Genomic DNA, 21,818 nt, shown 5'->3' on the forward strand with positions numbered 1-21,818 from the left:
CTTCAGACGAAATCATCATGGAGGATGCGCCTGCCTCCTCGCGGCTGAAGCCGCTCCTACTTAGGACCGGCTTTAGCCGGGAGAGCATCATTTCAGACGAAATCATCATGGAGGATGCACCTGCCTCCTCGCGGCTGAAGCCGCTCCTACGGATTGAGTTCCCCCAAGGTGCTTTTTTGTAGATAAAACAAGGGGTTCCGTTATCGGCACACCTTCAAACCGGGTTGACCGCTTCCCGTCCAGCCACACGCCTGACAATCAGCCCTGCCAACGCCAACAGCGCCAGCACGATCACCACACCGCCATAGACATTGGTCGTGGCAATCAGGCCGAAGCTGTGGGCGCTCAGGCCGGCGATCAACGCCGGGATACAGAACGCCAGGTAGCTGAGCACATAGAAAGCCGACATCAGACCCGCCCGCTCATGGGCCTGAGCCAACGGCAATAACAGGCGCAATGCCCCAAGAAAGCCTGAGCCGAAGCCGATGCCCGCAATGACCGAGCCGACGAAAAACAGCCAAAGCCAGCCAGCATTGACCGCCGTCAGAATGACCGCAACGCCAACCGGCAAACCGATCGCACCTACCCAGAGCCCCAACACCGCAGGCCGCGTACGCAAGTTGAAAATGGCCAGTGCACCGCTGATGGTCAGCGTGGCAACGGCCAGCCCGCCGTTGATTGCAGAAGTCGTCCCGGTGGCTGCAGCAAGCAACGATGGCGACAGTGACAGGAAGAAGCCACCTAATGACCAAGCGGCAATATCTACCGGCAACACCAGCCACAGCGTGCGCCGGGCCTGAACAGGAACGTGCAGCGAGGGTTTCAGCGAGGCCCAGGCGCCCGGTTGACGGCTGACGGTTTCCGGAATCAGCCAGAGATAAATCGCTTGTCCGGCAAATGCCGCCAGCAACAGGCAGTAGGTCAATAGCAGTGGCAGCGGCGCCAGCTCCACCAACAGCCCTGTGCCTAAAGCCCCAATCGCCATGCCGAACATCGGCGCGATGCTGTTGACCAAAGGTCCCTGTTTTTCGTCGTTGTCCAGCAAGGCAGCCCCAAGCGCGCTGCCCGCCATACCTGTCGCCAGCCCTTGAATCATCCTCGCTGCCAGCAACCAGCCGACATCAACCGCAAATATAAACAACAGCATGGAAACAATTTCCAGCAGCAGTGCCGCAAAGATCACCGGGCGCCGCCCCAGGTAATCCGACAGCGACCCCACCATCAACAGCGCTATCAGCAACGTGAACGCATATACCGCGAAAATAAGCGTCAACATCGCTGCAGAGAAACCCCAGCCTTGCTGATACAAATGGTAGAGCGGCGTCGGCGCGCTGGACGCTGCAAAAAAGCACAGGGTCGTGAATGCCAGAAATCCCAAGGCGCTGTTTCCCCGGTCAGGGTTCTGCAAAAGACGGGACATGGGTACACTCTCCGATCAGGCACATCATTAAAGCTAAGATTTAGCGTTCTGGATTGTGCGAGCTGACGCAGCTTAAAGCAAATACTTTGTGTTAAGGTCCGCCTCATGGCTATAAAAGAAGGAATTCGCACCGGCGGTCGCAGCGCTCGCGTGCAAGAGTCAATTCACAGCGCGGTGCGCGATTTACTGGTCGAAAACGACCGCGCGGCCTTGAGCGTGCCCATGATTGCTGCACGTGCGGGCGTGACACCGTCCACCATCTATCGCCGTTGGGGTGACCTGACCACGTTGCTGGCTGATGCCGCCGTTGAGCGCCTGCGCCCGGATGAGCCTATTGACTGCGGCAACCTGCGCGACGATTTGCGCACGTGGACCGAAATGTACCTTGATGAAATGAACTCGGCCCCCGGCCGGGAGATGATGCGCGATGTCGTCGCCAGCAGCGCAGCGACGTGCTCGGGCAAATGTGCCGGCATCACTCGCGATCAATTGCAGATCATCATCGACCGGGCGCTGGCCCGTGGCGAGAAAGCCCCGGACGCCAATGAGCTGATTGACACAGTGGTTGCGCCGATGATCTATCGCATTTTGTATGCAGAGGCTCCTCCGAGCCTGGAGCGCGTCCACCTATGGGTCGATCGTTGCCTGAACCTGCCCCCTGAAACCATGGGTCGTGGCTGACCCATGCATACACTCGAAGACCTGCGCGCGGGCAAGCTGGCGGGTATAAAACGTTTGGACCTGTCCTGCGGGCTGAACGAATTTCCAGTGGAAATCTTCAATCTGGCCGATTCGCTGGAAATCCTCAATCTGAGTGGCAACAACCTGAGCGTCTTGCCGGACGACTTGTACCGGCTATCGCACTTGAAAGTGCTGTTTTGTTCCGACAACCCTTTTACAGAGCTGCCGACCTGCATTGGCCGTTGTCAGAATCTGCAGATCGTCGGCTTCAAGGCGAACCAGATTTCACACCTCCCGGCCGCAGCGTTGCCACCCCGACTGCGCTGGCTGATCCTCACCGACAACCAGATCGAGCAACTGCCAGAGACGCTGGGCGAATGCCGCTCGCTGCAAAAGCTGATGCTGGCCGGCAATCGTCTGACCCGCCTCCCCGCGAGTCTGGCCCAGTGTGAACAGCTTGAACTGCTGCGCATCGCAGCCAACCAATTGACCGAATTGCCTGACTGGCTGCTGCAACTGCCCTCACTGGCGTGGCTGGCCTTTGCCGGTAATCCGCTGTGCAGCGCGCCTGAAGCAAAGTCTGTACGGCAGATCCCGTGGACTGAGCTGAGTATTCAGCAGCAACTGGGTGAAGGTGCTTCCGGGGTCATCCAGCAAGCGCTCTGGCAACCACCCCGGCAAGCAGCCAGGACAGTGGCCGTCAAACTCTACAAAGGTGCCGTGACCAGCGACGGCTCGCCGCTCAACGAAATGGCGGCGTGTATCGCGGCGGGCACTCACCGGAATCTCATTGCCGTTGAAGGCCAGATCCTCGATCACCCTCAGTCATGCGCAGGGCTGGTCATGCAATTGATTGAGCCTAACTTCGTCAACCTTGCGGGTCCGCCAAGTCTGGATTCGTGCTCCCGGGATATTTACCCGAACGGTTTCCATCCGAGCAGGGAAATCGCGTTACGCATGGCCCGTGGCATCGCATCAGCCACCGCACACCTGCATCAGAACGGCATGACCCATGGCGACCTGTATGGCCACAATATTCTCTGGCACGACGACGGCGATTGCCTGTTGGGAGATTTCGGCGCTGCTTCGTTTTATTCCACGTCCGCACAGGGCGTGGCTCTGCAACGCATAGAAACGCGGGCCTTCGGGATTTTACTGGGGGAGTTGCTGGAGCGCTGTGCCGAGCCCGTAGAGGATACCCTTTGGGCGCTGCAGGCTCGCTGTATTCAGCCGAATGTCAGCCAGCGACCGACGTTGCGAGAGGTTGAGCAGGCTTTGACTAAAGGCCCGTAGAAAATGCTGCGCGAGATAAGGCTCTGCAAATTTTGAGTTGAAACGGTGTACCTGTGGGAGCCGGGCTTGCCCGCGATAAGGCTGGACGCGATCCAACGTCAACCGCGTACAGTCTTATCGCGGGCAAGCCCGGCTCCCACATAGACCGCGCTATTCCGTAGGACCGGCCGGGCGGCGTTCCGCTTTAGCCGGGAGGGCGTCGGGACATTCACTACATATTCCTCGGCAGAAATACCACTCTCCCGGCTAAGCCGGTCCTACGGGATTGCAAGCAAACATAGAATCTCCCACAGGAGAATGCATTTCAAATCAGAATGCCGTCAGCCCGCCAACCCCACGTAAACGTTCTGCACGTCATCGTTGTTATCGATGGCAGCCAGGAAAGCTTCAACTTCAGCCATCTGCTCGTCATCAAGGCCATCAACGGTGCTTTTCGGACGGTAGCCCAACTGGGCCGACTGCACGGTAAAACCGAACTCCGGCAGTTTCTTGCATACGGCGTCCATGTCGGTTGGCTCGGTCAGGAACAGGGTTGCGCCCTCTTCGCCTGGCTCGCAATCCTGAGCCCCCGCTTCGATGGCCGCTTCGTCTGGATCGGCGTCCGGGTTGATCGGCATTGCTTCGATCATGCCCTGATAGTTGAAATCCCAGGAAACCGAGCCTGCTGCGCCCAATTGTCCTTTACGAAACAACACACGGATTTCAGACACAGTGCGATTAATGTTGTCGGTCAGGCACTCAACGATCACCGGCACGCGATGCGGCGCAAAGCCCTCGTAGGTTAGGCGCTCAAAGGTAACGTTTTCGCCCAGCAAACCGGCACCCTTCTTGATCGCTCGCTCCAGGGTCTCCCTCGGCATCGAGGCTTTTTTCGCTTGTTCCACAACCAGCCGCAGACGCGGGTTCATGTCCGGGTCTGCGCCAGCACGCGCTGCGATCATGATTTCCTTGGACAGCTTGCCGAAGATACGTCCCTTGGCATTGGATGCTGCTTCTTTATGCTTGACCTTCCACTGTGCGCCCATGCTTGCTCTCTTGATCCGATTGCGTCCTGCCCGATGCGCCAGTCCCTGCGAAAGGGCCGACTGCAAAACCGGCAAAACGTTAAAAAATGAGGTGCGTCGCTATCAACACGCGACGCCGCGCATTTTATACCCGATAACGTCAGATGAAACCCCTGCCGTCGCTCGATTTCAGGTCGAAGGCCGATTGCATCAGGGTTAATGCACTGCATGGCAACTAGCGACATTCCTCTTTAACTTGTAGTCCCTTTCCGAAAAATGCTGAAGCGATGCCCATGGACCGTGGCATTTCGTACCCTCTGCCCCCTTAAATTCAAGGTGGGAGCGATGTGGATGTCCGAAGGCAAACGAATGCCGATCACTCTGGCGATTGTCGATCACAAGATGAATCTGCCCGTCATCAGCATCAGCGGGCGGGAAGCCCTGAACGCACCCTATCGTTTCATCATTGACGTTGTCAGCAGTGATCCACACCTGAAATTCGAGGTATTCGAGCAAAAAGCGGCCTGGCTTGCGTTAGGCCCCGATCAAGGTGTTCATGGCAAGATCAGTAGCGCCACACTACTGCACGCCGGGACCGGATTGAGCCTCTATCGCATCACTTTGGGCCCGACGCTGCTCGATATGGAGCAGCGTCGGCAGCGTCGGGTATTCCAGGACCTTAGCGTGCCGCAGATAATCGCACGACTGCTCGAAGAGCACAGCATTGCTCCTGCCACCTATCGTTTCGAGAAGCTGGTGGGAATCTATCCTTCGCGAGAACAGTGCGTACAGCAAGACGAAACCGATCTGCATCTGCTGCTGAGATTATGTGAAGAAGAAGGTATCTCCATGCGCTTCGAACATCAGCGAACCCGACACTTGCTGGTCTTCGCTGACGATCCTGCCCGCTTCCCCCATCGGTCAAAACCTGCTCAATTTCAGCCACCAGCCCTGCGAACAAGGCACGCACCGGCCATTTCGTACCTGGCTGAACAATGGGCGTTACAGCTGGCGGCGACAGACCACGAAACGCACTTTCATGACCCGCTGTTAAAGACATCGAAAAACGCGTCTGACGATGAAGCTCATGCCGACAAAAAAAACGCCAGTAACCAGCGTTTCGAAGCAAGCCTGCTGTCGCGCCTGCCCACCGAACGCCAGGCGCATGAGCGACAGGCCGGCGCCCGGGCCCTGGAGCGCCAACGTTGCGAGCGACGCGTGATCCGTGGGCTCGGCACTGACCTGCCAATGACACCGGGCCAGATCGTGCAAGTACTGGGGCATCCCGAGGCCCGGTTCAACGATCAGTGGCTGGTGGTAGAAATCAATCACACAGGCCAACAGCCGGAGGTGCTGAAAGGCAAAGCGCCAGAGGATGTGGCCCGGATTCTCGAGGCCGCAAGGTCAGTTGCTGCGCAATCCGGGGCCAGCAATGGTCAAGCGACCGGGCATGACGAAATCGACAGTCTCAGCCAGGGCTATCACAGCAGCTTCCGCTTACTGCCGTGGGAAATGCCGTTTCGGCCCGGGTTGAAGCACCAAAAACCTGTCATGTCGGGATTTCAGCCCACGACCTTGCTGAGTCGCTGCAACCAGACGAAAGAACAGTTGATGAACGGACGACTGCCTATTGGCTTCACCCCAACCCCGGCGGGCTGCGAGCCTGCCGAGTTGTGCGCGCCCATCGGTATTTCGCTGGCGCAATTGAAGGCCCTGCGTATCGGTGCAGCATTGATTGTCGGCCACTTTGACGGCGACCCTGAGCGGCCGATTATCTATGGCGTCCCGGACGAACATCGCGTGCCGCTCAATGATTACCCTGCACAGGGTCTGCCCACCGCTGATGCAGTACACCTGAACCTGCCACAAACCCTGCATCTCACGACTGATGGGATTTTGCAGCTCAGCACTGCAGACAGCAGATTCGACCTCACAGCCAGTTGCATTGAGATGACCGGTACGCTGCCAACGCTCACAGCCCAGGACCGCTCCTGCGGGCGGGATCAACCTGCACAGCATCCGGCTCTGTCTCTCTTCGACGCCGACCTGCGCCTGACCGAGCACCCCGGCCTCAAAGGCGCACCGCTGGTAGATCGCCTATGGTACATAGTGCGAATGCGTGAGCCCGGACTGCAGTTTCTTGCACGCCTGCAACCGGAGCATTTTCTGTTCGAGGGCAAAACCGACCGACACGGTTATTGCGGGCTCAGTTCTGAAGAGCTGCGCGAGCTTGCTGCAGCGTATCGCAAGACCCCGAACGAGCTCTGCCTGGTTCATCCGGGACACTGCATCATGCTACAGACGTGGTTCGAGCAAAACTGGCCGCGGAGATTGCATCAGGCTTTCATCCAGCATGGCTGAGCAGTCAGCAAAGACTACTCAACGCCCCTTGAAACGGGGCTCTCGCTTTTCGATGAACGCAGCCATGCCTTCTTTCTGATCCTCAGTGGCAAAAGCAGCATGAAAAACCCGGCGTTCGAAGCGAATACCTTCGGCAAGACTGACTTCCAGGGCGCGGTTAACGCTTTCCTTGACCATCATCGCAACAGGTAGCGACTTTGCCGCAATGGATGCAGCGACCTTCAGTGCTTCATCCAGCAGTTCGCTCAACGGCACTACTCGTGCGACCAACCCCGCGCGCTCTGCTTCCTGGGCGTCGATCAAACGTCCGGTCAGGCACATTTCCATCGCTTTGGCCTTGCCGACGGCGTGGGTCAAGCGCTGGGTGCCGCCCATGCCGGGCAAGACGCCGAGTTTGATTTCCGGCTGACCGAAGCGCGCATTATCCGCAGCGAGGATGAAGTCGCACATCAATGCCAGTTCGCAGCCGCCGCCCAAAGCAAAACCTGCCACGGCGGCGATGAGCGGGGTTCGCCGGGCGGCTACGCGATCACTGTCGCTGAACAGGTCGTCCAGATAGACCTGCGGATACTTCAGCTCAGCCATTTCCTTGATATCCGCCCCCGCCGCAAACGCTTTGCTGGAGCCGGTCAGCACAATGCAGCCAATGTCACGGTTGGCGTCAAGATCATCCAGCGCATTGTTCAATTCGCTGATCAATTGCGCGTTCAAGGCATTCAAAGCCTCCGGACGGTTGAGCGTTATCAGCGCCACCCTTCCTCGAATCTCTATCAAGATAGATTCATAACTCATTGATAATAATCCCTTTTCTAATAGCTATTATTCTAGAATAAACTTTAACTTAAGCACTTATCTCATTGCACTATTGAATGATTTCTACGGCTATAGCGGTTGCTTCACCGCCACCAATGCAAATGGCCGCAACGCCGCGCCGCAGCCCCTTACGTCGTAAAGCCCCCAGCAGGGTCACGAGAATACGTGCGCCCGACGCACCAATAGGATGGCCGAGCGCGCAGGCTCCACCGTGAACATTAACCTTGTCATGGGGCAAGTTCAGCTGACTCATAGCTGCCAGCGTGACAACGGCAAACGCTTCGTTGATCTCGAACAGATCGACCTGATCCAGGGTCCATCCGGTGCGCGTCATCAGATTGTGAATCGCCCCGATGGGCGCAACCGGAAATAGCCCCGGCTCGTCCGCAAACGCCGCATGCCCATGGATCACCGCCAACGGTTTCAGGCCTCGCTGTGTCGCTTCGGAGCGACGCATCAACAGCAGCGCTGCGGCACCGTCGGAGATGGAGCTGGAGTTGGCTGCGGTCACTGTGCCGCCTTGACGGAAAGCGGGCTTGAGCGTCGGTATCTTGTCCAGCCGGGCCTTGGGAGGTTGCTCATCATGAGTCACCAGCCGCTGCTCTTTGCCCACAGTGACTTCCAGCGGGACGATTTCACCGTTGAACCAGCCTTTGCTGATCGCCTCTTGTGCGCGGCTCAAGGACTCCACTGCAAACGCATCCTGCACTTCACGGGTAAAACCGTGGCTCTCCGCGCACTGTTCGGCATAAGTGCCCATCAGCCGGCCTGGTTCATAGGCGTCCTCCAGACCATCCAGGAACATGTGATCAAGCGCCCGCCCGTGCCCCATGCGGTAACCGCTGCGCGCCCTGTCCAACAGATAAGGTGCGTTGGACATGCTTTCCATGCCGCCCGCCACTACCACTTTTGCACTGCCCGCCAGCAACACGTCATGGCCCAGCATCGCCGCCTGCATGCCTGAGCCGCACATTTTGTTGAGCGTGGTGCACAACGTTGACCTGGCCAGCCCAGCGCCCAACGCGGCTTGCCGCGCAGGTGCCTGCCCAAGCCCCGCAGACAACACGCAGCCAAATAACACCTGCTCAACTTCTTCAGCCGCAATACCCGCCCGCTCTACCGCTGCGCGAATAACCGCCGCCCCCAGCTGCGGCGCGGTCAGACTTTGCAGATCGCCCTGAAAACCACCCATGGGCGTGCGCACAGCGCTGACGATCACCACGGGGTCATCATTTATGGATGAATGTTCTGAAGTCATGATTAATTCCTTAGCAAAATCACATAACCATTTGAATTAACGCCGTATCCGTATCCGTATCCGTATCCGTATCCGTGTCCGTAGGCGTTGCCGCGTGTTCACTCATTGATTACCGCGCAGCCATGCGCAAGGCGCCGTCGAGGCGGATGACTTCGCCATTAAGCATCGGGTTTTCGATGATGTGCCGGACCAGGGCGGCGTACTCATCCGGCTTGCCCAGACGCGGCGGAAATGGAACCCCTGCCGAAAGGGATTCACGCACCTGCGGCGTCATGCCCGCCATCATTGGCGTCTCGAAAATACCGGGGGCGATGGTCATGACCCGGATACCGAAACGTGCCAGCTCTCTCGCCGCAGGCAGAGTCATGCTGACAATGGCGCCCTTGGAGGCGGCATAAGCAGCCTGGCCGATCTGACCGTCGTAAGCCGCGACAGACGCAGTATTGATGATGATGCCCCGCTCACCGCCCTCATCCGCCGCGCCGACAGACACGGCCGCGCTGGCAAGCCGCAACAGGTTGAAACTGCCGATAAGATTGACGTCGATCACCTGGCGAAAGTCAGGCAGATTGTGAGGACCTTCCTTACCGAGGATCTTTTGCGCGCCAACGATACCGGCGCAATTGATCAGCCCGTGGAGCGCTCCAAATGCCTCGACACTGGCGTCCACGGCGGCCTGTGCAGAGGCTTCCTGACTGACATCGGTGACCATTGCGCGAGCATTTTGGCCCAGTTTTTCCAGCTGTATCGCCAATGCCTTGGCGTTCAGATCGGCGAGTACCACTCTGGCCCCGGCGTTGACCAGCATGTGCGCCGTCGCAGCGCCCAGACCTGAGGCGCCACCACTGACCAGGAAAACCTTGTCGCGAATATCCATGCGTAACCTCTATTCGGTTCCTTATTGTTGTTAACCAAAATAGTCGCCCTGCGTGCCGGTTCGGGCAATGGTCAAAACGCTCAGCGTTGATGACCGGTTTGACCAACGCCGCTCTGCACCACATCTCGATAGTGACCGGGGTTGATCCCCGACCATTTACGGAAAGCCTTGTAAAACGAGCTGGTGTCGGCAAAGCCAAGACGACTGGCGATGGTCGCCATGTCCAGATGCTCGTCCGCCAGCCAACCAATGGCCAGATCCTTGCGTACGGAATTCTTGAGGGCCTGGTAGCTTTGAGCCTCTTCGGCAAGATGGCGGCGTAAGGTCGAGCCGGAAACGCACAGACTCCTCGCCAGGTCAGCACTGTGTGGCCATTGTTCGGCAGGCAGGCTGCGCAGATGCTGGCGGATGCGGCTGGCCAGGCTTTGCGGGTCCCGATACTTGACCAGCAGATTACCCGGCAAAGCTTTGAGGAAGGCGTCAAGTTCGGCAGCGCTACGCCGAATGGGCAGGTCCAGGCAATCAGCAGCAAAAATCATTCTTGAGCGCTGCCGCTGGAAACGCAGATTCTCCGAAAACATGACCTTGTAGTCATCGATGTAATCCGGCTGCGCGCAACGCAATTCAATGCCCATAATGGGCACGCGCCGCCCGCAAAGCCAGCAGGCCACACCGTGCACAATCATCCAGAAGGTGAAATCCGCAAATGCCCGGGACACCGGGTCCTGCTCATCACCAATGACCACCTCCACCACACTCTGCTGACGGATCAACCGGGCACCGAAGCGCTCAAGCATCAGCCCGAGAAAGTCGAGTCCTGACTCAAGTCCTGCCACCAGCGTGGGCTGAGCCATGGACGAGCGGCATAGAAACTCAAGACTGCCTTGGCGCAGAGGACGCGGGTCCATACCGAAAAACAGGTCGTCAGTGCGCTGTTCAATACTCCGCCACAAATCCGCATATGCGTTGACCGACACCCGGGCCTCCCGATCTTCAAGCACATCAACGGCAATGCCTGCCTCTGCCAGCAGCGCTTGCTGGATCTGCCCGGAAAGACCGCTTTGCAGGAATGCCTCGCGCACCATTTCAACGGAAATGGTGTGTTTTGCCGTCAACATCGCAATCGGTGACGTGGTTTTCTGATGTCTGGGCATCCGTGACTCATCAGCATGCGGGTCCTGCAGCATAAGCCAGCGCCGGATGAAAACGAATCTCTGCGCGCACATGGGGTCTGAGCGGATAGCAGCGCCCTGTCACATGCCCAAAGGAACATACCGAATGCCCTCACGCCTGATTCGTACGCTGCTGGTCAGCTTTCTGCTTTTAACCCTTGGTGCTTGCGCCCTGTTGCCCAATCGCGATCCACTGAACATCAACGTAGTGGGTATTGAGTCATTGCCCGGACAAGGCCTGGAAGTGCGGCTGGCAGTCAAGTTGCGATTGCAGAATCCGAATGAGACCGCCGTCGAATACAACGGCGTTGCGCTGGACCTGGATGTAAATGGCAGACTGCTGGCGTCCGGCGTCAGTGATCAGCAAGGCTCCATCGGGCGCTTTTCCGAAACAGTGCTGGTGGTGCCGGTCAGCGTTTCCGCGTTCGCGGCCCTGCGTCAGGCGGTGGGCCTGACGCAAACCCAAAGCCTCGACAACCTGCCTTACACCTTGCGCGGCAAGCTTGCGGGCGGACTGTTTGGCACCATGCGTTTCAAGGACAGTGGCGTCCTCAGCCTGCCGCAATCTGTTGACGGGAGCTGGTAAGGCTCTGCCTCAAGCGAGGCGTCTGGCGAGGCGTTGCTTACTTGCTGGCGGCCATGAGCCGGTTGACTTCACTGCGGACCATGTTCGCGTACTCGGGCGGGCTCATGGTGTCGAGTTCGGAACGAACCCATTCGGACCATTTGCCTTTGCGCTTGGAGCGCTCGCCGAACAATCGCGCGGCGTCACCCTTGGCTTTACCCAGGTTGCTCTGCCATAGGTCAAAGAGGCGGGATTTCTCGTCTTCGAGCGCAGCACGCTCAGGAAGCGGCCGATTGGCCAGATTGAAACTCATAACGGTCACCTGTGACTAAAAACCGGAAGTATCTTACACCCGTAGGGGCACCTTTAAGAGACTGTTTCCGGCAAATCCCACAAGCAAAATGAGTGGTGACGCGCAGACTTCTGCAACTTTTCGCCAACCGCAAGACTCCATTGCTTACTGCCATCATCAACGAAAGGAAAACATCATGGCTCGTAAAACTGCCGCTCAAACTACCGCAGAACAGATCAAGGACCAGGCTTTCAGCGAACTGCAGGCCCTGATCGAAGAGTCCGACAAGCTGCTCAAAGACAGCGCTGCTCTGGTCGGTGAAGACGCAGAAACCCTGCGCGCGCAGCTCGGCCTGAAGCTCAAGCAGGCATCTGAGTCTGTTGCCAGTGTGCGTGAGCGCACCAAGCCGGTGGTTGAAGCGACCGAAACCTATATCGGTGGCCATCCATGGCAGACCGTTGCCATTTCCGCGGGCTTTGGTCTGGTAGTAGGTTTGTTGCTGGGTCGTCGCGACTAACCCTGTACATTTATTGATCTACCGTGGATTGGGTATGTATGCAGCTTTTTGTGTACATATCCATTGTTGCGTTTGGGCTTGGATTGGTTGCGCCCTTACGGCGCCTCACTTTTGAAAGGAGCCGGAAGCCGGCCCAGCCAAAAGTAAGCAAAAGGCTCTTGCCCCATCACTTGGCACCTCGCTGTCGCTCGGTGTACCCGCCCACAGATCCTGAACCGTGGGCCGCCGCAACGGGCCATCCATGGCCCAATGCGGCTAACCCGGCGTCCTGCCCCTCTTCAACTCAAGAGCACCCCACGCTTCAGAATCTGCGTTCGGCCAGCGTGATTTAACGGGGCGCCTCAGATCAAGATCAAAAGCGCGGCGGCCTGACAGCCGACCTGATTGTGTGGGTTTGCCGGGCATCTGTAGGAGCTGCCGAAGGCTGCGATGCGGTGGGTCATACGACGGATGCGTTGGCCGTGGTAACGTCTCGCGAACAAGTTCGCTCCTACCGATCCGCGGGGAACCGCTGCTTTTGATTTTGATCTTAAGCGCCCCGTTAAACCACGCCGGCCGAGCGACAGCGAGGCACCCAGTGGTGGGGCAAGAGCCTTTTGGTTACTTTTGGCTGGGCCGGCTTCCGGCTCCTTTCAAAAGTGAGGCGCTGTAAAAGCGCAACCAATATGAGCCATCACCCAACACCGGATATACACACAAGACCTAAACCGAACTCCCCGGCACCAACGCCTGCAACTGCCTGGCAAAATGATCCGCCGTAAAAGGCACCGCTTCAGACTCCTTCACGCCAATGCGTTTCTTCTCCATCCACTGCACACCTTGCGTGGCATCCACACAGATCAGCGACACCTGCTCCTGCGCATGCGGGCTCAACCCTGTGGCCGAAATCGACACCAGCCCTTTCGCCCCCATCGCGTCAGGAATCAGGGCAACCTGCCGCCCCGCAATCGACAGCGTCATCCGCTGAGTGCGAAACGGTGAGTTTTCGTCGGGGTAACCTTTGCTTTGTGCAAGATGCGGCTCGAACTCCACAGTGATCTGACCACTGTCGGTCAGCGGCTTGAGCCACGCTTCGATCTGCTCGTAAAGTTTCAGAATGCTGGCCTGCCATTGCGCCAGGCCGGTGTGGAATTGCTGGTGCTTATGTTCTTCATTGCGTTGATTGGCGCTCAGTAACTCGCCCAATCTTTGAATTTCGTCCATAACAGCGCTTCCCGGTTCACGCATCGAATAATTCGAAGCACGTGAACCGAGGGTGTCACAGCGATCATCCAGTGTCTTGCTACATTCGCGGCGACAGCTGAATAGCCGTCAGGACGGCACTCGCCGAATCACCACCGGGGCAGCTTTGCGGTGGGATTTGGCGATTTTAGCCAGCAGCTCAGTGCGAATTTCTTCGGCGCGTTCCTGGCTTGGGTAAGGTCCGATCAGTAATTGCTGCTTGCCATCGATCGTCACCAGATAAGGCGGATAGCTGCGCTCAAGCAACCAGGCACTGATATCGCTCAACGCCTCATTGGCATTGATCTGGATTTCCCATTGCGGGGCAGCCTGCGGGGCTTGTACTGCAGTCGTCGCCTGCACCTTGGGCGCGGGTGGAGTCGACTTGTCGGCATCGCAGCCAGCCAGTGCCAGCACCGCTATCATCATTGCCAAATTGCGCACGTCTGCTTGCTCCTCTCAAAAGTGGGCGCAAGTTTAGCATTGCTGCCATCGACAACGGTCCATTCACGCTGGCGACACTTAGTCGCTCTCTGGCAGCAACGAATGCCATAGATCACCCCGTCAGTCAGGCCTGGCTGGCGCGCATCTCTCAAAGACTAATACCGCAGTTACAAATTCTAACGATTGTACCTGCCGTTTTTCAGCGGCAATCGAGGTTCAACAGCGCTCTCCGGCGAACGGGCGGAACATCGTGGGCACGGGCGCTGCCCAAAAAGAGTCCGTTACGGTTTTGTAACACTGCTCAGGGAGTTTCACGCATGTGCCATCGAAATCCGCTGCATTGCATCGTCCCCCCTTACATTCTCGAGCATCTGGCTCAGTCGCCTCACGCACGGGTCAGAGCTCTGGCGATTACCAATCTGGCCAGCAGTTCGGCCTTTGTCGCTTTTCGAAGCTCAGCAGGAGCCATGCCGAGCTTGCTTGCAAGCAAATCGCCGGACGGTAAGAAGAGTCGACTGGTTTACGACGCCAAGGGCACCAATAAACTGCCGGGTACGCTTGGCCGCTCGGAAGGCCAACCGGACACAGCCGACGCTGCTCTGGACGAAGCCTTCAATGGTTCGGGCGATGTTTATGACTTTTATAACGAGTTGTTCGGCCGCAATTCCCTTGATGACAACGGGATGACGCTGGTTTCCACCGTCCATGTCGCCGAGGTGGATTTCGAAGGGGGCTTCGTGCCCATGAACAACGCGTTCTGGAATGGCGAGCAAATGGCCTACGGTGATGGCGACGGAGAGGTCTTCAAGCGTTTTACCGGCAGTCTGGAAGTCATCGGCCATGAGCTGACCCACGGCGTACAGTCTTTTACCAGCAACTTGAGTTATCAGGGACAGTCAGGCGCACTCAACGAACATTTTGCCGATGTATTCGGGATTCTGGTCCGTCAGTGGAAAGAAGGCACCAGCGCTGAAGAGTCGAGTTGGGTGATCGGTAAGGAGCTATTGGTCCCCGCCCCTACCCGCCGCGGCATCCGCGATATGGAGAACCCGGGTACAGCGTACGTGAACGATCCGGACTTGGGCGATGACCCGCAACCCGCCAGCATGGCGGGCCTTTACACAGGCCCCAAGGATAACGGCGGCGTACACATCAACTCGGGCATCGCCAATCGGGCGTTTGTGCTGGCGGCCAAGGCGCTGGGCGGGAATGCCTGGGAAGTGACTGGCAGGATCTGGTATGAAACCTTGTTGCAGTTGCAGAGCAACAGTCAGTTCGCAGACTGTGCGAGGATCAGTGTGCAGGTGGCGGGCAGCAAGCAATACGGCACTGCCGCGAAAAAGGCCGTCAAGGCTGCCTGGAAAAAGGTCGGCATCAACGTTTGATACTGAGGAGCACCATCATGAGAGTCTGTTACGTGCAGTCCGGGGGCTTTGTCGGCGCAATCAAAAGCTGCGAGGTGAATATGGCTGACCTTGAACAGCCATTGGTAGAACAAGTGAAGCGTCTGATGGAGGAACGCGGCCTGCCAAAATCCGCCGACACGGGCTCGGAGCACGCCCGTGACCAGAAGCAGTATGAGATCACGATCGAAGACGACACCAATGCGATCTGCATTTCTTTCGATGAGCACAACATTCCTGAAGAGGCGAAAACGTTGCTGAGTTACCTTCAGAAACGTGCGAAACCGGGGAAGCTCTGAGCTGGCCTGGACTGGTTTTAAATAACTGCTGGAGATTCTATCCTGGCCCGCGGTCCCGGCCGGTACTACGGGATTGCTGGCCAACATAGAATCTCCCACAGGGTTCTGTGCAAATCTGAATGCACACTATGTTTAATACGCAAAACAAAGTAATGGCTATTTGATGCTATCCTAGGGATCGGATCCCATCCCGCAGCCTTCCATTCCGACCTTGTCGTTGCTGGTGTGCCGATCCAGTTCAGAGGACGAAATGATCGCACCCATCCTTGCTCTGTATTTCATTTCCACGGGAATATTGGTCATGGGCGCGTTCAATGCCGCGTTGCTGGCCCGCAACAGTGGTTACACCCGAGCCTGCGTCATGTTTTCCGCGACCTGCCTGGTCTTCGCTCTGTTTCAGGTTGCCTGTGCCGTCCAGTACTCAGCACACACAGTTCAGGCGGCACTGTCAGCCCACAAATGGGTCAACTTTTTCTCGCTGTTACTGGTCCCGCTGAGCAGCTACCTGATTGCCGCGCTGGAAAACAGACCCAGCGCTTACAGGGCCTCCTGGCTGATCGCTGGCGTGGCCGCTTTTGCAATTGCCTACAACGCCTACAACCCCTTGGGTTACCGATTTGAACACTTGTACTCCAATGGCTTGAGCACGACTGCCTGGGGGGAACGGCTGTTCATCCTGGCTGGCGAGCCGTCGGCGATTTATCAGGTCATACGCCTGTTGTCGTTCACTCTGCTGATCTGGATCACTCTGTTTTCACTCAGAATCAGAAAGAAGGCGGGGCCGCTCTCGAATATTGTGATCTGGACGTCCATTGTCCTGTTGCTGACCTCTACCGTCCTGACCAGCCTGGCCGATGCCGGAGTCGTCCAGGTGCCCTATCTAGGCGCCTTTGGCTTCCTGTTTCTGGCGGTCTGGTTTTCTGTGATGGTCAAGGCGAGGGTTTCCAGAAGCCGACGAGAAAAAGCACGTACTGATCGGGCGCTTGAACAGGAGATCTACAGCCACCGGATCGCTAACCAGCGCTTCGAGCATGCCCTTCACAACGATGCCCAGACTGAGTTGCCCAATCGTGCCGGAGCGTTGGTCAGGCTGCAAAGCTTGATAGCCGTCAATAAACAGAATCAAACAAGGCTCGTGGTGTTCCTGCTAGAGCTTGATCAGATGGGAATCATCAATGGCACGCGTGGACACAAGGCAGGGGACCAGTTGCTGGTCAAGATTGCGCAACGCCTGCAACTCACCACGCGCGACAGCGACCTCATCGCGCGGGTCGGCACTGATCAGTTGTTAGTGGGCGCCAGCGGAGTCAAAAACGAAAATGGCGTTGCTCGCTTGCAGGAAAAGCTGTCCAAGGCCCTGGCGTCATCTTTCGATATTGCAGGCAGCCAGCTGAAAATAACGTCCAGTGCCGGGGTTGCAGTATTCCCGGATGATGCCTGCCAGCCCGAGGATATCCTCGGCGCTGCCGAACTGGCACTGCACGAGGCCAAGAGCTTTGGCCCAGGCAACTTGCGGGTCTATCACCCTGCCATGAAAGAAAACATTCAAGAACGGGTTGATTTCGAGGCAGCGCTTGGCCTGGCCCTTGAGAAAAGACAGTTTTTCCTGTGCTATCAACCCCAGGTGCTGGCTTCGGATGGCCGGACTGTATGCCTTGAAGCACTCATCCGCTGGCAGCATCCGGATTACGGTCTGGTCATGCCGGATCGATTCATCCAGGTTGCAGAATCCATGGGCATCATTGCCGACATGGGTGCATGGGTTATCGAAACCGCCTGCGAGCAGCTCGCCCGCTGGCACGCCATGGGTTTCACCGACCTTAAAGTGGCGGTCAATCTGTCAGTTCAGCAGTTGCTGGTCAGCGAACTTGAAGCGACGGTCACCAGTGCGCTGGTGCGGCACAATCTGCAGGGCCATCATCTGGAACTGGAGATTACCGAGTCGGTGCTCATGCAGGATCCCGAGCGTTCCATCGAGCGGCTTGCCGATCTGCGTCGACTGGGCGTGCGCTTATCAATCGACGATTTTGGTACGGGCTATTCATCGCTGGGATATCTGCGAGTCTTGCCGGTGCATGCCTTCAAACTTGATCGCAGCTTTGTCCGCGACATCGGCAAAGGCGGCAAGGATCTGGAGATTTGCGCTACCGCTATTGGACTGGCGATCAACCTGGGTCTTGAAATTGTTGCCGAGGGCGTTGAAACCCAAGAGCAGATCGAGCAATTGCGCGCCCTTGGCTGCCACCTTTTGCAAGGCTACTTTTTTGCCAGACCGCTCAGTGTCGAGGCTGCCAGTGACTTTCTTGCAGCCGAGCTCAAACGCCTGGAGAGCATTTCTTACGAGCCTCCCATCGCAATCTGAACTTCAAACCTCGTCCTGATGAACATCAAAGATAGGCTTGACCAGCATCAGGAAGAGTCAGCCAGCAATAATGGCTTATTGGCATGTGAACGTCGGTCAGCGCCCGCGGTCCATCTTTCATGCCATTAAAAGGAACGGCTGAAAAATGGAGCCATATGCGCGTCAAAAAGGTATCTTCTCGCCCTTCGTTCTCTTGCGTTATTCTCCCCGGCCCGCGGCGTAGATGAGCACCACCTTGGCTGACACCACACCCTCTAACGATCTGATCATCTGCGAACATTGCGATTCGCTGTACGATGCTGTTCCCCTGCAAAAGGGCGAGACGGCATTTTGCGCGCGTTGCGGTGCAGTTCTGGCACGCGCTCATCGCCTGAGTCTTGAACAATTACTGGCATTGACCATCGCCGCTGCAGTGCTATTCGTCTTTGCCAACCTGTTCCCGGTAATCAGCATCAGCATGAAGGGCCTGAGTAATGAGGTCACTCTGTGGTCGTCCGTGGAGGCTCTTGCCCAGGGACGCATCACATTGATTGCACTGGTTGCCGGCCTCTCGATCATCTTTGCCCCCATGCTGCAGATCATCCTGATGTTCTGGGTGTTGCTCCATGCGCAAAAGGGCCAGATAGCTCCGGGCTTCAAGATGTGCATGCGCGCACTGGAACATCTAAGGCCGTGGAGCATGCTGGAAGTCTGCATGCTGGGCATTCTGGTCGCGATCGTGAAACTGTCGGGCATGCTCGACGTACACGCAGGCGTTGGCTTGTGGGCCATGGCCATGCTGATGGTGCTGATCATTCTGATCGCCGGTAAGCACACGCGTCGCCTGTGGACCGAACCGGGAGTGCCACGTTAGTGAACGGCATACCCTTCGCCCACGAACACGGCCTGACGCTTTGTCACATCTGCGGCTACGCTTGCCCGGAGAACAGCCACGAATGTCCGCGTTGTGAATCCCCGGTTCATACCCGCAAACCCAATAGTATTGCTCGTACCTGGGCGTTTTTGATTGCCGGACTGATTTTCTATATTCCGGCCAATGCCCTGCCCGTGATGTACACCACGATGTTTGGCAACAGCAGCCAGAACACCATCATGAGTGGGGTCATCGAATTTTTTAAAAGTGGCTCGTGGGATATTGCGCTGCTTATCTTCATCGCCAGCGTGGTGGTGCCCAGCATCAAATTCTTTGTCCTCGGCTTGCTGCTCATTACTTGCCAGCGTCGCAGTACCTGGGCCATGCGGGAGCGGGCAAAGCTGTATCGGTTTATCGAATTGATCGGCTACTGGTCGATGCTTGACGTGTTGGTGGTGGCGTTAGTGGCCGCCCTTGTGCAGTTTAATGAGCTCAGCACCATTGAGCCCAGAATCGGCATTCTGTTTTTTGGTCTGGTAGTGGTGATGACGATGTTCGCCGCCATGAGTTTCGATCCCCGGCTTATCTGGGACGCAGAGGTTGAAGATGTCTGACAATACCCTCCCCCCTTCTTCATCGGCCCCGAGCCGCCCGGATATAAAACGGCGGCGCCTGCGTGTTTCGCTGGTCTGGCTGGTGCCGATCGTTGCCGCGCTTATCGGGATCTCCATGGCGGTCAATAACTGGATGTCACTCGGCCCCAAAATCACTGTGAGCTTCCTGACCGCTGAGGGGCTGGATGCCAACAAGACCCAGGTCAAGTACAAGAATGTGGTCATCGGTATGGTCACGGATATCAAGCTCAGTGAAGACCGGACTCATGTTCTGGCAACGATCGAGCTGAACAACTCTGCGGGGCCGTTCACACGAGAAGACACTAACTTCTGGGTCGTACGTCCACGGATCGGTGCACAAGGCGTATCGGGCGTCGATACGCTATTGTCCGGTGCCTTCATCGGTGCTGACGCCGGCAGGTCGGAGAAAACCAAGGCTGACTTCACCGGGCTTGAAACGCCCCCACCTGTGGCCTTCGGGGAAAGAGGCAAGCGTTTCAAACTGCATACCGACGACCTTGGCTCACTGGACATCGGCTCGCCGGTTTACTACCGCCGCATTCAGGTCGGACAAGTCGTGTCTTACGAGCTGTCTAAGGACGGCAAGGGCGTCGACATTCAGATATTTATCAACGCGCCCAATGATCAGTACATATCCACCGATACCCGTTTCTGGAATGCCAGTGGCGTAGATGTCACTGTGGGCACTGCGGGCCTGAAAATCGACACTCAGTCCATGGCTTCGATATTGTCAGGCGGGATTGCCTTCCGCGAACCTAACTGGAGCCCTGATGCCAAACCCGCAGACGAAAATGCCGAGTTCAAGATATTCGATGATCAGGCTTCTGCCCTCGCCCCACCCGATGGTGAGCCGAACTATATTCGTTTGCGCTTTAACCAGTCCCTCAGGGGCCTCGCTGTCAATGCCCCGGTAGATTTTCTGGGCGTCAACATTGGTCGCGTAGTGTCTGTCGACCTCGATTATGACCCCGAGTCCCAGACATTTCCGGGCGTGGTCGGTGCAGTGATCTACCCCAAACGCCTTGGCGCTGCACAAGAGAAACTTCAGCAACTGGGCGGTAGCGGTGACGTTGACGAACAATCGGCACGTATCCTCGGAGCATTTGTGGCTCGGGGCCTGCGTGCGCAGATCCGAACGGGCAACCTGCTGACGGGGCAGTTGTACATTGCGATGGATTTCGATCCGAAAGCGCCCAAGGTTGTGTTCAATCCTAAAAACCGCCCACTGGAAATACCTACCGTGCCGGGCAGCTTCGACAAGTTGCAGGAACAGTTGCAGGCCTTCGTCGAGAAACTCGGCAGACTGCCTCTCGATGATCTGGCAAAAAATCTCAACGGCAGTCTGAGTGAATTGCAGAAAACCCTTAAAACCGTCAACGGCACAGTCTTGCCGGAGATGCGTGGCACGCTGCAACAGGCGAAGAAAACACTGGGCACGGCGAATGACACGCTGTCCGAAGACTCTCCGGCACGTCAGCAACTGGGCCAGGCCATGGACGAGGTGCAGCGCACCGCGCGCTCGGTCCGGGTACTGACCGACTTCCTCAGTCGTCATCCTGAAGCATTGCTTCGTGGCCGTACTGGCGACGCCGCGCCGGGCTCTTACAAAGCCCCTTCATCATCTCGTGCCATCGACCTGGAGCCACAACAATGAGTTTGCGTCTGAAGTTCATGGCCTTGGCAGCCGCGCTGGGACTCAGCGCTTGCTCCTCGACGCCTACCCACTACTACACGCTGATTGCACCCATGACTTCGAATCCACAGCCGATTACCAGCCCGGCTCCATTTCAGTTCGAAATGCTCCCGGTGTTGATGGCGGTTCAGGTCGATCAACCGCCGCTGGTGGTGCGTCAGGGCAATGGCAGCCTGGCGATTCTGGACGCCGAACGTTGGGGATCGCCATTGGGTGACGAATTCCACGATGCGCTGACAGGCCAGCTGGAGCGTCGCTTTGGCAGTCGCGACATGGCGGGTTTGCCGAAGGACGCTGCACAACCTGTCTTGTCACTCCGTACGGATGTACGCCGCTTTGAGTCAGCGTTAAATCAATACGCGCTGATTGACGTTGTCTGGACGCTGGGTTTGCGCAACAACGACGCGAAACGGCAGAGCCTGACCTGCAGCAGCATCATTCGCGAACCGGCAGGCCAAGGCATGGAAAATCTGGTTATCGCCCATCAACGAGCAGTTTCGCGACTGGCGGACAGCATCGCTAAAACCGCAACAACCTGGTCGCAACAAACCAGCACACGCTGCCCTTGATACGCTAACTCCCTCCGCGGCCCCCCGGTGGGCCGCTGCTCATGGCATCAATTGCGATGCATGTTCATCGCCAACACATCTGATTG

21 protein-coding genes are annotated in these 21,818 nt (G+C 57.3%); 12 read left to right on the forward strand and 9 right to left on the reverse strand.

Features of this window, described 5'->3' with window-relative positions; genetic code table 11:
* Positions 1 to 214 precede the first annotated feature (214 nt).
* A complete protein-coding gene (locus tag K3169_RS16720) occupies positions 215 to 1,420 on the reverse strand; it encodes an MFS transporter (RefSeq protein WP_263267192.1) in 1,206 nt (401 codons plus the stop codon).
* Between the two features lie 105 nt (positions 1,421 to 1,525).
* On the opposite strand from K3169_RS16720, the gene K3169_RS16725 reads away from it, so the two are divergent.
* Both K3169_RS16725 and K3169_RS16730 read left to right on the forward strand, forming a co-directional pair.
* Positions 1,526 to 2,101, forward strand: a complete 576-nt coding sequence (locus K3169_RS16725) for a TetR/AcrR family transcriptional regulator (protein WP_231678160.1) — start codon at positions 1,526 to 1,528, stop codon at positions 2,099 to 2,101.
* Positions 2,102 to 2,104: 3 nt separating this feature from the next.
* Complete coding sequence (locus K3169_RS16730) at positions 2,105 to 3,394, forward strand: leucine-rich repeat-containing protein kinase family protein (RefSeq protein ID WP_263267193.1); 1,290 nt, start codon at positions 2,105 to 2,107, stop codon at positions 3,392 to 3,394.
* Between the two features lie 320 nt (positions 3,395 to 3,714).
* Here K3169_RS16730 and K3169_RS16735 read toward each other — a convergent pair whose 3' ends face one another.
* Complete coding sequence (locus K3169_RS16735; RefSeq protein ID WP_099269542.1) at positions 3,715 to 4,419, reverse strand: YebC/PmpR family DNA-binding transcriptional regulator; 705 nt, start codon at positions 4,417 to 4,419, stop codon at positions 3,715 to 3,717.
* 330 nt (positions 4,420 to 4,749) lie between these two features.
* Between K3169_RS16735 and K3169_RS16740 the strand changes: the two genes are divergently transcribed.
* Entirely contained in the window at positions 4,750 to 6,759 is a 2,010-nt protein-coding gene (locus K3169_RS16740; protein ID WP_263267194.1) for a type VI secretion system Vgr family protein, read from the forward strand.
* 18 nt (positions 6,760 to 6,777) lie between these two features.
* Here K3169_RS16740 and K3169_RS16745 read toward each other — a convergent pair whose 3' ends face one another.
* From K3169_RS16745 to K3169_RS16760, 4 genes are all read right to left on the reverse strand, one after another.
* Entirely contained in the window at positions 6,778 to 7,551 is a 774-nt protein-coding gene (locus K3169_RS16745) for an enoyl-CoA hydratase (RefSeq protein ID WP_231678063.1), read from the reverse strand.
* Between the two features lie 70 nt (positions 7,552 to 7,621).
* A complete protein-coding gene (locus K3169_RS16750; protein ID WP_263267195.1) occupies positions 7,622 to 8,830 on the reverse strand; it encodes an acetyl-CoA C-acyltransferase in 1,209 nt (402 codons plus the stop codon).
* A 109-nt stretch (positions 8,831 to 8,939) separates the two neighbouring features.
* Entirely contained in the window at positions 8,940 to 9,707 is a 768-nt protein-coding gene (locus tag K3169_RS16755; protein ID WP_263267196.1) for a 3-hydroxyacyl-CoA dehydrogenase, read from the reverse strand.
* 80 nt (positions 9,708 to 9,787) lie between these two features.
* Complete coding sequence (locus K3169_RS16760) at positions 9,788 to 10,822, reverse strand: AraC family transcriptional regulator (RefSeq protein WP_263272312.1); 1,035 nt, start codon at positions 10,820 to 10,822, stop codon at positions 9,788 to 9,790.
* Between the two features lie 163 nt (positions 10,823 to 10,985).
* On the opposite strand from K3169_RS16760, the gene K3169_RS16765 reads away from it, so the two are divergent.
* Positions 10,986 to 11,465 carry an LEA type 2 family protein gene (locus K3169_RS16765; RefSeq protein WP_231678060.1) on the forward strand — a complete coding sequence of 160 codons (480 nt, stop codon included), beginning with the start codon at positions 10,986 to 10,988 and terminating at the stop codon, positions 11,463 to 11,465.
* A gap of 37 nt (positions 11,466 to 11,502) precedes the next feature.
* Here the strand turns inward: K3169_RS16765 and K3169_RS16770 are convergent, their stop codons facing one another.
* Positions 11,503 to 11,757 (reverse strand): hypothetical protein, encoded by a 255-nt coding sequence (locus tag K3169_RS16770; RefSeq protein WP_027898211.1) that lies wholly within the window; start codon positions 11,755 to 11,757, stop codon positions 11,503 to 11,505.
* A 175-nt stretch (positions 11,758 to 11,932) separates the two neighbouring features.
* Here K3169_RS16770 and K3169_RS16775 point away from each other — a divergent pair, with 175 nt between their 5' ends.
* Positions 11,933 to 12,253 (forward strand): YqjD family protein, encoded by a 321-nt coding sequence (locus K3169_RS16775; protein ID WP_027898212.1) that lies wholly within the window; start codon positions 11,933 to 11,935, stop codon positions 12,251 to 12,253.
* Between the two features lie 702 nt (positions 12,254 to 12,955).
* On the opposite strand, the gene K3169_RS16780 is transcribed toward K3169_RS16775, so the two are convergent.
* Positions 12,956 to 13,456: a hypothetical protein gene (locus K3169_RS16780; RefSeq protein WP_027900801.1), complete on the reverse strand. Its 501-nt coding sequence runs from the start codon at positions 13,454 to 13,456 to the stop codon at positions 12,956 to 12,958.
* A 108-nt stretch (positions 13,457 to 13,564) separates the two neighbouring features.
* Positions 13,565 to 13,918, reverse strand: a complete 354-nt coding sequence (locus tag K3169_RS16785; RefSeq protein ID WP_263267197.1) for an SPOR domain-containing protein — start codon at positions 13,916 to 13,918, stop codon at positions 13,565 to 13,567.
* 317 nt (positions 13,919 to 14,235) lie between these two features.
* On the opposite strand from K3169_RS16785, the gene K3169_RS16790 reads away from it, so the two are divergent.
* The 7 genes from K3169_RS16790 (at position 14,236) to K3169_RS16820 (ending at position 21,732) form a co-directional block, all read left to right on the forward strand.
* Positions 14,236 to 15,303: a M4 family metallopeptidase gene (locus K3169_RS16790; protein WP_263267198.1), complete on the forward strand. Its 1,068-nt coding sequence runs from the start codon at positions 14,236 to 14,238 to the stop codon at positions 15,301 to 15,303.
* A gap of 17 nt (positions 15,304 to 15,320) precedes the next feature.
* Entirely contained in the window at positions 15,321 to 15,620 is a 300-nt protein-coding gene (locus tag K3169_RS16795; RefSeq protein WP_231667730.1) for a protealysin inhibitor emfourin, read from the forward strand.
* A gap of 250 nt (positions 15,621 to 15,870) precedes the next feature.
* Positions 15,871 to 17,982, forward strand: coding sequence for a putative bifunctional diguanylate cyclase/phosphodiesterase (locus K3169_RS16800; protein ID WP_263267199.1), 2,112 nt, complete (start codon positions 15,871 to 15,873; stop codon positions 17,980 to 17,982).
* Between the two features lie 223 nt (positions 17,983 to 18,205).
* The gene (locus K3169_RS16805; protein ID WP_263267200.1) at positions 18,206 to 18,835 is read left to right on the forward strand and encodes a paraquat-inducible protein A; all 630 of its coding nucleotides are present in this window, start codon (positions 18,206 to 18,208) and stop codon (positions 18,833 to 18,835) included.
* Positions 18,835 to 19,449, forward strand: a complete 615-nt coding sequence (locus tag K3169_RS16810) for a paraquat-inducible protein A (protein ID WP_027900796.1) — start codon at positions 18,835 to 18,837, stop codon at positions 19,447 to 19,449. Before K3169_RS16805 ends, K3169_RS16810 begins: the two co-directional genes overlap by 1 nt.
* Positions 19,442 to 21,124: an intermembrane transport protein PqiB gene (locus tag K3169_RS16815; protein WP_122704201.1), complete on the forward strand. Its 1,683-nt coding sequence runs from the start codon at positions 19,442 to 19,444 to the stop codon at positions 21,122 to 21,124. The genes K3169_RS16810 and K3169_RS16815 overlap by 8 nt, the downstream gene beginning before the upstream one ends.
* The gene (locus K3169_RS16820) at positions 21,121 to 21,732 is read left to right on the forward strand and encodes a membrane integrity-associated transporter subunit PqiC (protein ID WP_122704200.1); all 612 of its coding nucleotides are present in this window, start codon (positions 21,121 to 21,123) and stop codon (positions 21,730 to 21,732) included. The genes K3169_RS16815 and K3169_RS16820 overlap by 4 nt, the downstream gene beginning before the upstream one ends.
* The last annotated feature ends 86 nt before the right edge of the window (positions 21,733 to 21,818 follow it).

It is taken from the genome of Pseudomonas phytophila, from assembly GCF_025643095.1.
GTDB lineage: Bacteria > Pseudomonadota > Gammaproteobacteria > Pseudomonadales > Pseudomonadaceae > Aquipseudomonas > Aquipseudomonas quasicaspiana.